The 12,550-nt window shown below is 36.6% G+C and carries 9 protein-coding genes; 6 read left to right on the top strand and 3 right to left on the bottom strand.

Annotation, left to right across the window (positions count from 1 at the left end; genetic code table 11):
* Positions 1–235: 235 nt before the first annotated feature.
* Positions 236–1,672 carry a DDE-type integrase/transposase/recombinase gene (locus FNL97_RS13290; protein WP_143415945.1) on the bottom strand — a complete coding sequence of 479 codons (1,437 nt, stop codon included), beginning with the start codon at positions 1,670–1,672 and terminating at the stop codon, positions 236–238.
* Between the two features lie 168 nt (positions 1,673–1,840).
* Between FNL97_RS13290 and FNL97_RS13285 the strand changes: the two genes are divergently transcribed.
* The 3 genes from FNL97_RS13285 to FNL97_RS13275 all read left to right on the top strand — a co-directional run bounded on the left by FNL97_RS13285 (position 1,841) and on the right by FNL97_RS13275 (position 3,987).
* On the top strand, positions 1,841–2,899 hold the full coding sequence (locus tag FNL97_RS13285) for a hypothetical protein (protein ID WP_143415944.1): 1,059 nt from the start codon (positions 1,841–1,843) through the stop codon (positions 2,897–2,899).
* Positions 2,889–3,650 carry an ATP-binding protein gene (locus FNL97_RS13280; RefSeq protein ID WP_143416337.1) on the top strand — a complete coding sequence of 254 codons (762 nt, stop codon included), beginning with the start codon at positions 2,889–2,891 and terminating at the stop codon, positions 3,648–3,650. The genes FNL97_RS13285 and FNL97_RS13280 overlap by 11 nt, the downstream gene beginning before the upstream one ends.
* Positions 3,651–3,732: 82 nt before the next feature.
* Positions 3,733–3,987 (top strand): helix-turn-helix domain-containing protein, encoded by a 255-nt coding sequence (locus FNL97_RS13275; protein WP_286173379.1) that lies wholly within the window; start codon positions 3,733–3,735, stop codon positions 3,985–3,987.
* Between the two features lie 186 nt (positions 3,988–4,173).
* On the opposite strand, the gene FNL97_RS13270 is transcribed toward FNL97_RS13275, so the two are convergent.
* On the bottom strand, positions 4,174–5,736 hold the full coding sequence (locus FNL97_RS13270; RefSeq protein WP_143415943.1) for a helix-turn-helix domain-containing protein: 1,563 nt from the start codon (positions 5,734–5,736) through the stop codon (positions 4,174–4,176).
* Positions 5,737–6,049: 313 nt separating this feature from the next.
* Here FNL97_RS13270 and FNL97_RS13265 point away from each other — a divergent pair, with 313 nt between their 5' ends.
* The 3 genes from FNL97_RS13265 to avs4 all read left to right on the top strand — a co-directional run bounded on the left by FNL97_RS13265 (position 6,050) and on the right by avs4 (position 11,257).
* Positions 6,050–6,154 (top strand): transposase, encoded by a 105-nt coding sequence (locus FNL97_RS13265; protein ID WP_286173378.1) that lies wholly within the window; start codon positions 6,050–6,052, stop codon positions 6,152–6,154.
* Positions 6,135–6,266 (top strand): DNA adenine methylase, encoded by a 132-nt coding sequence (locus FNL97_RS13260; protein ID WP_143415942.1) that lies wholly within the window; start codon positions 6,135–6,137, stop codon positions 6,264–6,266. The genes FNL97_RS13265 and FNL97_RS13260 overlap by 20 nt, the downstream gene beginning before the upstream one ends.
* A gap of 290 nt (positions 6,267–6,556) precedes the next feature.
* On the top strand, positions 6,557–11,257 hold the full coding sequence (gene avs4 / locus FNL97_RS13255) for an AVAST type 4 anti-phage nuclease Avs4 (protein WP_143415941.1): 4,701 nt from the start codon (positions 6,557–6,559) through the stop codon (positions 11,255–11,257).
* Positions 11,258–11,492: 235 nt separating this feature from the next.
* Here the strand turns inward: avs4 and FNL97_RS13250 are convergent, their stop codons facing one another.
* Positions 11,493–12,371, bottom strand: a complete 879-nt coding sequence (locus tag FNL97_RS13250) for an IS982-like element ISGsp1 family transposase (protein WP_004439648.1) — start codon at positions 12,369–12,371, stop codon at positions 11,493–11,495.
* Positions 12,372–12,550 lie beyond the last annotated feature (179 nt).

The following is a 12,550-nucleotide window of genomic DNA, read 5'->3' as shown; positions in this document are numbered from 1 at the left end:
ACATCCGCCATCCCCTGGAGCATCGTAAGGCATCCTTGGAGCCGGATTCGCTCTTGACCAACACCCGCCAAAGGTGTGAAAGGGACGTCAAGGGCGACGGGGACAAAAAAGAGGGCATAGGAAAGCCGCCCTTGCCCTTACCGAATTTTACCTTTGACGAGGTTCGGTTGGTCAAGGGTTCGCTTCGCCGAATCCGGCTGTTCTTCTGATCCATGGGCTCCGGCGGACAAAAAAGTTAGGCTGCCTCTTGTTGGAGGAAATCTTGAGCCATGGCGATCAGCTTCGTCCACCGGGCCGGCATATGGGGCAGATCGGCGAGCTCCGGGATGACGACAGGAACCCGGCCTTCGAGTGCACCGTGCGGGCGCAGGAAGTTGAAATACGCCACAAACAGCGTGACAAAGGAGACCGAGCCTTCTTCCGCGCCAAATCCGTGAGTCGGCCGATAGTTACCTTTAAACGTCCGGTTGAATCGCTCGATGATTTGTTTGAGCGCGCGGAACTCCTCGGACACCGGATCCTCATTGGTCAGTCCGATCACTTGGCGGACGTCAAACGGAATCCCGTGCTGGGCAAAAAAGTGCTGCGCCAGCAGGTAAATGGGATTGCCGTCGACGACGAACGACAAATCGTCCGGGATGGACGGCAGCTTTCGCAGGACGTCATCGATGGCGCGGATGGCCGACAACGTATCCCGGTGGGGCGAGACGCGATACGACAACACCACTTTTTTCACGGCATCAAACATAAAAAACAGGTAATGCCAGCGTCCTTTCACGCGAATATACGTCTCGTCCCCACAGAACGAGCCGGACAGCTCGTACGGGAACCGGTCGACAAACGGCTGAATCATGAGCGCAACGCTATTGGCGTAGTTGAGTACCGTCTGATGGGAGATCGACACGCCATGCACATCCTTCATGATTCCGGCTGTCTGTCTGGAGGACATCCCATAGTTAACGTAGTACGTCAACACGAGTCCGAGGGTGTGCGACGACACCGCCAGACGAGACAAATCGACCTTTGGCTTTTTCGGCGACGATGGGGCCAATGGTTGAAAGTCAAACAAAAACTCACGGAACAGATACCGCACCTTGAAGGCTTGAGGGTTCTGCTGGAACCGTTGGCGTTCTTTTTGGCTCATCCGGCGAAGGTTCTTTTGGTAAAACGGGCAGTCGTTGTTCTTGCATTTGTAGATGTAGTAGTCCTTGCGTTCTTTGATTTTCTCAAGCGTTTGGAAGCAGTGCGGGCAACGAAAGACCGCTTGCTTTTTGAACCGATTTCGATGGTTGAACCGGCATTGGCACACTTTGCATTGGTACTGCCCTTTTCCGCCGTTGTTGGCGTACAGGTAGGATGACGGCGCCTGGCAACGGGGACACGTCAACGAATCCGGAACACGGTGTTTAGCGTTGTCCCGGCGTTGGATCGGCGGCAACGGACGGCCGTGCCGGGCTTCGTAGTCGGCTAAAAGCTGCCGGTAGTCGAGTGTTTCTGGGACATCGATGATGGGAAGGTCATCGACTTGAAGTTTTCGGTACGGTTTTCGAACCGGTTCGTCCATGTCTTTGCGGCTTAAGGATTTTCCTAATAAGGCACCAATTAAATAGACAATGATTTGATGTTGGGACTTGATTATTTCGAGCAAATAGGCTAATAATTGAGGTAACAAGCTTGTCACTCCTTTGTTTTGGGTGTTGGGTGTGGGGTTACCTCAATGATGGCCTAAAACAACGGGGGTGGCAAGCTTTTTTTATTCTAACCGTTGAAACTCAATGAAAAACAGTGAGTGTGGAGGGTAAACTTTTGACAATACCAACATGGTTAATGAGGTGGAGATATGACTACGAAAAACTTAAAGAGTGTAGTTTTAAGAGAAGAATTTTCGATGTTAACAGGCCACTATATTCGAGCGTTAGCACTAAATCAGTTTATTTATTGGGAAACGTATACAAAGGATGCCGAATTGTATCGAGAAGAAGAAAAGCAACGATTCCACAATGAAAATGAATCTAATGGGGAACTGCCAAAATACGGTTGGATTTATAAGACAGCGAAAGATTTGGCTGGAGAGTTGTTATTAAGTGTTCATGAGACAACCATTCGGCGTCATTTGAAATTTTTAGAGGAAAGAGGATATTTATTTAAACGAACAAACTCACGGTATAAATGGGATAAAACTTATCAATATCGTGTGAATCTCGTTAAAGTCGTCAAGGATCTTGAACGGTTAGGGTATCCAATCAAACACTATGAATGGTTTACGTCTAGCGAAGACCATAAGGAAAATCCTCGAAGCGACCAAGATCATCCTTCGGGGAAAGAAAGCACAGGTTCAAAAAGGCGAGATACAGACTCGGACATGCATGATGCAGTCTCGGGAGTGCATGATGCAGGTTCGAAGATGCTTCATGCAGGAGCAATACCAGAGATTACTACAAAGATTACTTCAAATAAAGAAGATGAAGAGGCGCCTCGCTCTTTGAATAATCAAGCCATTGAAGAATCTGTAAATGAAATTGCGAAACACTTCAAAGAGCTTAGCGGCAAGAAATATGTCTCAAATGCGGATAAAGAGTGTATACGCCGCGTCGCGGAACAAGGTTGGCCCGCGAAGCAAGTACTGCAGTGGATGACGGATTGTTTCAAACAGTTTATGCCTCGTCATTCGCAAGATCGGATTCGATCGTTTAAATATGTTGCCAATTACCTTTTTGACCAAGCGTATCAAGCCGGATTACTTAAAAAAAATGATCAGGAGGTTTCAAACGATGCAAAACAAACGAAAGAGTTTGGAGGAAATTCTCAACGAGATAAAGACCCACATTGGTACGAGCAACTACAACAACAATTTTCTGAAAAGGGAAGATGGCGAACCGAACTCGAATGTGATTTCTGACCCATGCCCTTATGGACAGTGTGACGGAACGGGTTGGATATTTCAAGATCATGAAGAGATTAGGTACATGAAAGAATGCAGATGCCGCTATGATCGTCAAATTTCTAACATGATGAAGTCGGCGAAAGTGCCAATCGAGTTTTTAAATGCGACTGTTAATTCATTTCAAACAGATATTTACAAGACGAAAGAAAGTCAAGTAAGAGCGGCTGTTGCAAAGAAAATTGCCATTGAGTATGTTAAGAATTATAAAAGGTTCAAGGAATTGGGGAAAGGGTTGTATTTATTTAGCGAGACGAAAGGAAGCGGAAAAACTCGTTTAGCAGTAAGTATCTTAAATGCTCTTATCAAAAGATACCATATCCGCGGTATTTATACACCGAATCTATTAGATGAAATTAAAAAGAAATTTGATGACGACAATCATAGTGCTTATGAAATTATCCAACAATTTATGGATGTGGAGTTGCTTGTAATAGATGATTTCGCAGTAGAAAAGGCAACAGAATGGTCTGAAGAAATATATACAAAAATCCTGAATGATCGAATGATTAATAAAAGGCCAACCATCATTACTTCTAATCTTTCAATGGAGCAGTTATCTGAAAAGTTTCGGTCGGGAAGAATTGATAGCCGCCTTAACAAAATGACTTTACCGGTTCATTTACCGGAAGAAGATGTTCGCGGCTATTTAGCGCAACAAGAAAACAAACGCATTGTTCAAATGATTTTAGCGTCTAAATCAGACTAGAATTGTGCCTACTGAATCAGCATATGAAAGTTATTGCGCTTTTGATCCTTGCTTTTATTAATCAATGGGGAGGGAAAAAAGAATGAGTGATTTTTTTAAGAAATATGCAGCGATTCGAGGCGAGCGGCATGTTCAAAAACTTCAATTAGAAGGAACGATAGCTGCTCAGATCAAAACAAGACGGAAGCAGCTGAATATGTTTCAACAGGAACTTGCAGATCGTATTGGAGTTCCCAAATCGACAATTGGAAGAATTGAAGCAGGGCTTACAAGACTTACAAGTCCTAGAATAGAGACACTTTTTAAAATTTCGCAGGCATTGAATTTTTATCATTGACGGTAGTAGTAAACAGGATCATGATCTAACCTGCATGTTCAAGTTTAGCGCATAATTCATACGCTTATATTATCGAAGCCGTTCCTTGGAGAGGAATTTTTCCAAGGAACAGCTTTTTTAGGAGGAATAAGTATATGACGCAGTTTGAAATCAAGCACCCGATCGGTGGAATCATGCTGAAAAAGTTTAGAACGCCTCGAACTTTTTTAGCCAGCTAGAAATGGTTGTTGGGTGTTTTCCCAGCGTTTCTGCTATTTTCTTTTGAGTAAACCCCGCTTTTCTTAGAGCAAATGCTTCTTTTTTTAGCTTAGCGTTCAGCTCTTTGTTTTTGTTTGCACATGTTGGACAGCCTGTTGCTTTACGTTTTGAATTGCGGAAATTTGCGACAACAGCCTTAACATACTGTTCCCAAGTGTTGCCGCATTTTGAGCAAACAAATGGCCTTTTGATATCTTGCTCTGTAACGGTAATGAAGTCCCCTAATTCCCTTCTTACATCCTCCCTCAGTTGCTCGAAAATAGGTTTTAATTTTGGATCATCTTTCAATAACTTTTTACCTAAGTGATTCAATTGTTTCCAAATAGCTTTTTCATCTCTGATGACATCAACGTGTTGGATTTCTTCTATGATCGCTGCTTTTAACTCTTGAAATTGCTCCTTTTCCATATTTAGGGTGGAGAGCCAGCGTAGAAAACGATTCAACAGTTCGGTAATGATTTGATTAAGTTCGGTTTTGTCCCTACTCTTACGTTGAATCAAGTTGTTAAAATTTTCAAGATTAACGTTGGCAAGTTCTACATCCCTTACGCGCTCAAGATGAATCATATTCTTAGCAGCATATTGGTTTTTTTCCTCATCTTTGTCCGCTGTATTTCGATGGTGTATGCCATCGACCTCGACCGCAAAAAAATGGTGGGAATCATGGCACGTCACATTAACGAAAATATCAAATTCACGGTGGCGATAATACTTATATCTGTGATTCAATTCGATATAAGGGAAAGCTGATAAACAACGTGCGAATGAAAAGAATATGGCCATTTCGGCAAATGAAGTTCCCGATTTGATTTTATGTCGTATGCATCTTGGTATGTTAATGGCAGCATTGTATACAGTTGTTGGAGTGTCAATCGGTTTGTCACAAACAGCGCATAAGAAGTACCATTTACGATGATATAAATTGTCATCATTTGCAGGTACTGCAAAAATACTTATCTTATTTCTTTTTTTGTCCCATAAGGGAACGAGGGCGGAATACTTCATCCCTACAGAGTTGCATTTGCCTTTGCAATGTTTTTTGAAACTTCCCCCTTTTTTTAAATGATCTAAAACCCAACGCATTTCTTTATAGGGAGTATCGTCACCACAGTCGGGGCATGTAAAAATCACTGGATGGTGTCGGTAGTGGACATCGCTCAAAGGTCTCTCATTATTTACAGAATAAAGTTTGGCCAGCTGCTCATAGGTGATTCCGGAATTGATTAGCCATTTGCAAATACGGCAATAAAGTTTTAAAGGGTCATTGGTCTCTATTCGTTTTCTTAGTTCAACCAAACTGATTTTCTGTGGATGCCCACATAATGGCATTTTAAAGAAATAATATGTTTTAGGGTTTAGGGTGGAAAAATCCTCTGGATTAGTATTTAATATCCCTTCAATATCATGCAAATGTTTTTTGAACTTATATATTCCTATGTATTGGGGGTAAATATAAAATTTTTGGAGAGTGTGATAGTGATTTTTATTCATACAGACTTACCTGCCCTTTTAATATATGGACAGGAGACATTATGTACCATAAAGAGGAAAAATATTCGTAATTAGGTTCTTCACCACAAAATGTACTTGACAACCTCATTTATTTGTGCATAAGGGTACAAAAAAAGCGAAATTTCCTGTATGGTAAAGGTGACCAAACCATCAACCATGGAGGAAATTTCGCATGCAATCTCAGTTTATCAAAGATTTAATCACTTTTGACCCAATGGTTTGACCGGTACTTTTTAGCGAATGTGCCGTCGTACGCAGTATTGCCAAGGCACTCATCACCCGAAGAGACACGGTGTTTGCTTGCATCGTTTTTTCTTACTCGAATGGTCCAATGGAAGGAATCAACAACAAAATAAAATTGATCAAATGCATAGCGTATGAAGAATGTCATTATTGATTGTCGTGACTTTAGAGAAGTCATACGTGTATATGATTCTCCTACAACGCTGTTTTATGTTGACCCTCCGTATGTTGTTAGGGAACGAAATTACGAACTTACTCCAGTGTGACATGAACCATAAAATTTCCGTTTGGAAACTTTATGGTTCATTTTATTTTAGGAAATTTTATGGTTAACAACCAATTTTTGCTAAGGAGAAGCTAAAAGTTTCTTTTTTAATTTTCATAATCACACGTAGTAAAACATTTTTGATAATTGTATAATTTTACATATAGGAAATTTAAGGTGTTATCCTAAAAGTACATAAGAATAAACAAAAATAAAAGTTCAATTATATTTCAAGTCCTTATCTCACATAGCTTTTATAAAAATATCGTTCTTAGAAAGGGGATTCATAGATTGATTAGACCAGATTGGAATGTTTTTAAAGCAAAATTTAGTGATAATCCTCAAGACAGTTTTGAATGGTTTTGTTATTTACTTTTTTGTAGAGAATTTAACAAACCTTTAGGTATTTTTCGTTATAAAAACCAAGCAGGAATAGAGACAGATCCTATTACGATAAATGATGAAGTAATAGGTTGGCAAGCAAAATTTTACGAGACAACATTATCTGACCATAAAAATGACTTGATAGAAACACTTACTAAAAGTAAAGAAAGATATCCTGAACTTTCAAAAATTATTTTTTATTCAAATCAAGAATGGGGACAAGGAAGAGAACAAAATGACCCATTACCTAAGTTAGAAATCGAAAAAAAAGCTAAAGAGTTGATGATTAAAATAGAATGGAGAACTGCTAGCTTTTTTGAATCACCATTTGTGACAATGGATAATGAAAAATTGGCGCAACACTTTTTCAAATTGGGTAAAAGTATTATTGATTTAATAGAGGAAAAACGAACACATTCAAAATCAATTTTAAGTCATATTAATACTGAAATAGCTTTTGAAAAAGAAAAGATTGAAATTGATAGAACTGAAATTATTAAATACATATTAGCAGAAATTAAGCAAAATCAGCTCTTAATTCTAACCGGTGCTGCAGGTGTTGGTAAAACGGCTGTTATAAAAAAAATATATAAAGAAATAGAGGAAAATAATATACCCATTTATGTTTTTAAAGCTAGCGAATTTGAATTAGTTGATATAAATAATTTATTTGGTAATTTTACATTGCAAGATTTCCTTAATACTCATAAAGATGAATCTATAAAAATTATTGTAATTGATTCTGCAGAAAAATTACTAGACTTAAAAAATACCGAACCATTTAAGGAATTCCTTCATAATATAATGACTAATAATTGGAAACTTATTCTTACTGCAAGAAGTAGCTATATGTTAGATTTAGAATTACAATTTTTAGATTTTTATCAAATAAAACCTACAAAAATCTTAATTGATAATTTAAGTAATGAAGAGTTAACGAATATAGCCCAAAAATATAATTTTCAACTTCCAGTAGACTTGAAATTATTGGATCTAATTACTAATCCATTTTATTTGAACGAATATCTTAAATTTTATAAAAAGGATGAAAGAGTGGGATATTTAAATTTCAAGGAAATACTTTGGCAAAAAATTATTAAGAAATCAAGCCCATTTAGAGAACAATGCTTCCTCCAAATTGCTTTACAAAGGGCGAATGAAGGGCAATTTTTTGTTACTCCCAATCTGAGTGAATCAACTTTAAATAGTCTTGTCACTGATGGGATTTTAGGATACGAAACAGCCGGTTATTTTATAACACATGATATTTATGAAGAATGGGCATTAGAAAAAATAATTGAAACTGAATTTATTAAGAGAAATGATAATAAAGACTTCTTCTATAATATTGGAGAATCACTTCCAATTCGTAGAAGTTTTAGACAATGGGTATCCGAAAAACTTCAATTAAAAGATGATTCAATATTAACATTTATTGAAGAAGTTATTGGTGATGAGGAAATAGAATCCTTCTGGCGAGATGAAATCCTAGTTTCTATATTATTATCTGATTACTCAGAGGTTTTTTTTGATTTATTTGAGGAAACGATACTTGAAAATAATGCTCAGTTACTTAAAAAAATATCTTTTTTATTAAGAATTGCTTGTAAAGAAGTAGATAAAGATTTATTAAGACAACTTGGAGTAAAGGATAACGAATTGCTTTCGCTAAATTTAATTTTAACGAAGCCAATGGGAAAAGGTTGGGAAGTCCTAATTAATTTTGTATATCAGAATTTCGAAAAATTAAAGGATCAATCCAATTTAGATTATATTCTTCCTATTATTCATGATTGGAACAATAAAATTAAAAAAGGTGAAACAACGCGACTATCAAGTTTAATTGCATTAAAATTTTATGAATGGTTTATGGAGAAGGATATTTATTTTTATCATAATGACGATACTAAAGAAAAAATTATTCAAACAATTTTATACGGTGCTTTTGAAGTAAAAGAAGAACTTTTATTAATTTTTAATAAGGTATTAGAGAATAAGTGGAAACACCACTTAGACCCCTACTATGATTTAATACAATCAATTTTAACCAAAACGTTCGACAGTATTGAAGTATATAAAGCTTTGCCTGAATATATTTTACAATTAGCTTATTTATACTGGTATGACCATCCTAAGCAGGAAGATGATTATTTATTTCTATCAAGAATGGATTTAGAACAGTATTTTGGTTTGGATAATAATCATTTTGATTATTATCCTTCAAGTGCTTACCAAACTCCTATTTATTGGCTTTTACAGGTTTCATTAAAAAATACAGTTGATTTCATCATATCTTTTACAAATAAAACTGTAGAAAACTATGCAACATCCGAATTTGGAAAAAATGAGATTCAGGAGGTACAAGTATTTATAACAGACGAAAAATCTGTAAAACAATATATTAGCAGCAGAATTTGGAATATGTACAGGGGAACAAGTACAGCACCAAACCTTCTTGAATCAATTCACATGGCGTTGGAAAAATTTTTCCTTGAAGCAGCAAAGTATAGTGACTCAAAAACATTGGAGAGCTGGTTATTGTATCTATTAAAAAATTCTAAATCTGCATCCATAACAGCAGTGGTAACAAGTATTGTTTTAGCATATCCTGAAAAGACTTTTAATGTTGCTTTAGTTTTATTTAAAACAAAGGAATTTTTTGAGTATGATACTAGTAGAATGGTCCAAGACAGTGGAGCAAAAAGTCTTTACTCAATAGGCTATGGATTAAATTATAAAGATAATATTCATTTAAATGAAAGAATAAAAACTTGTGAAGATGAACACAGAAAAAAATCACTAGAATCTCTCGTTTTGTATTATCAGGTATTTAAGAATAGCCAAATTAGTTATAAAGAAATAGAAATGAGACAAAATGCAATTTGGGCAATTTTAGATAAGTATTATGAAGAAATAAAAGAAAACGAAGAAATAAAATCAAATAAAACATGGAGACTTTATTTAGCAAGAATGGACTCAAGAAAAATGAATACTACTTTTGAAGAAATAGAAGACGGTATATTATTAGAATTTAATCCAGAACTAGACTCTGAACTTAAAAATTATTCTGAGGCAACACAAAAAGAAATCGAAAGAAGAATGAAATATACTTCTTTAAAGATGTGGGCAATTTATAAATTAGAAAAAAATGAACAATTTAAGAAGTATACTAAATATGAGGAAAATCCACTTGTAACTTTAAAAGAGATAGAGGAGATAATACATATTTTGAGTGAAACTAAGGATTACAATTTTTGCTTATTTAATCATTCAATACCAGCTTTAGTTTGCTCAGTTTTAATTAGAGATCATTTTCAGCTTCTTTCCTTGGATGAAAGGGATTATTGTAAAAATATAATATTAGCTACTGCTACTTCATCATTTAATGATAATTATGGATATCAAATAGGTGATGGAGTAGATGCATGTATTTCTGTACTTCCAATATTATTAAAGGAATTTCCTGAAGAAAAAGAAAAAATTAAAATTACTTTATTATTGACATTATTTGATGACCATCCTATTGGAGTGAATAAAAAATTTTCAGATTACGCTATTAAAGCAATACAGTCTACTTTATGGGAAGTTTGTCCTGATGATGCAGAGTCAATTCTTTTAGGATATTTAATATTAAAACCAAAATATGTTGAGTTACGTAAAAAAATATTTGGAAATTATATCAACTCTATATCAAAAGGAAAGCTACTTGATAGGTTTGTTAAAGAAAATGAATCATATATACAAAAAGTAGTAGAAAATAAAGTTAGTTTTGAAGATGTTCCTATGATCGATGATTTAGATTTGAGTATTTTATTGACAGCCTTTTCATTAATGCCGTTAAATGTAAATAAAGTCGAAATAAAGCAATTTGCACGATCTATAATTGACACATTTGCAAAAGTTTTATTATTTAGGAATAGAGAAAATAGGATTGACTATAATTTAGAACATACATTTATTGAAAAGTATGCGCTTTTTGTATTAAGTTCTTCAAAAGAAGATATTCCTAAGTATTTAAAACCTTTCCTAGACTTTTTTAATAGCTCTGAACCTATTGCAGATTTATTTCAAGAATTTATCTTTATTGAAGATAGAATAGTGGCTTACGATAACTTTTGGCAAGTATGGAATTTGTTTTATGAAAAAGTAGTCGAACTTGTAAAGGATGGAGATAAACAATTATATAAAGAAAAAATTGTAAAAAATTATTTGTTTGCGCATCCGTATTGGAATGAGACAGCTAGAGAATGGCATTCATTAAAAGAACGAGATAAGGTGTTTTTTAGTAAAGTTGTTAGAGATATGGGACATTGCCCTTCGGTACTATATTCAATTTCTAAATTGCTAAATTATGTTGGAAGTATATATCTTAATAACGGAATTACTTGGATTTCTATGATGCTAAAAAATAATAAAAATTTATGGGTTGAAAAATTAGAAGTAAATACGATGTATTATCTCGAAAATCTTTTAAAAAAATATATATATACCAATAGGGAAAAAATTAAAAAGGTAAGGAAATTAAAGCAGGAAGTTCTTGTGATTTTAGACTTTATGGTAAACAAAGGATCTGTAGTTGGATATATGCTTAGAGAAAATATTTTATAAGGAGTTGTAATGGTATAGGTATGCCAAAAAAATTTGGAGTAGAGGCTGTCTCAAAAGGTCATTAAACCGACCTTTTGAGAGTAGTCTCTGTTTCTTTTTCTTACCATTTGGTTATTTATTGTCAATAACGATTAAAATTGGTTCTTACGTTCATTTGGTGAGTGATTACCTATCATCCTGTTGGGGATTTTTATTGTTTTATTAAATATTAAAAACCCGTGGTGCTAGTTGAGTGTCAGCGCTCAACCAGCCCTAGTGTGACCAAGGAATAAGCCAACAAGATGCCATCGAGTGCCACTTCAAACCCGGCCATGGAATTCGCTCGAATGTCGGTGATCCGGTATTGGTCTACGAGAATCGAAAACACCGTCTCGATGACTTTGCGTTTTTTCCTGATCCATTCTTCCCATGCCTTGGATGGGCCGTGCTTTTGATTGTGTCGAGACGGTGTCCAGAACGCGGCTTGGTGTTCTTCGTACAGCTTTTCTCGAAGAGCGTGGCTGATGTACCCTTTGTCCCCAAAGTTGTAGGGATGAGGGATTTGAGTCATCACCGTTTCAGCGGCTTTGACGTCGTGGCAGGACGCTTCCGTCACGACATAGCCCATGGCCAGCCCTTGATTGGTCACTTGAAGATGCAGCTTGAAACCGTAGTACCATTGCTTTTTGGAAGCACAATACCCCATATCCGCGATCCCTCGAAACCGCTTGACGCGCTGCATTCTTGCGGGATGGCACAACGGAAGAGGCAAGCTGTCGACGACCGCATAAGCATGGTGTTGGCCACGTTTCGCCAGCTCATGACGGATCCATTTGATGGCGAAACCAAGCGCCCGGCAGCGGCGGTTGTATCGGGAGCGTTCAAGAAACGAGCCGTTTGTGAACAAATTTCCCGTGACAAAACGATGCCAGGCTCGTTCGGAAGAAAAGCCCAGCAGCTTCCCCAAAAGGTGAACCGCCATGACCACTTCGTCTTCTTGCTTGACCAAGTGACGGTTGCGGCGATGAAGATACATTTGAATCAACGACAGTTGGGCAGAAACAAAACAGAAAATAGCGGCATATTGTTTTTGAAGTTTGGCTGGATCTGTAGTAAAATGAAAGTGCTCTTGCATGGGGGATCTCTCCTTTCGAATGTTGGGTGACACTTTCATTCTACTGGAGATCCGCCAGCAAGGGCTATTTTTATGCTTGATCAAGTTTATCTAGCACCACGGGTTAAATATTAAAATAATGATTATAGCCTATAGTGTTAGTGGCAATTAGAAAATGTACAGTTTGGCAATTAAGCGTA

This window comes from Geobacillus sp. E263, from assembly GCF_007197795.1.
Taxonomy (GTDB): Bacteria; Bacillota; Bacilli; order Bacillales; family Anoxybacillaceae; genus Parageobacillus_B; species Parageobacillus_B toebii.
Note: the sequence above shows the minus strand (reverse complement) of the source record. Positions and strands in the feature narration are given on the sequence as shown.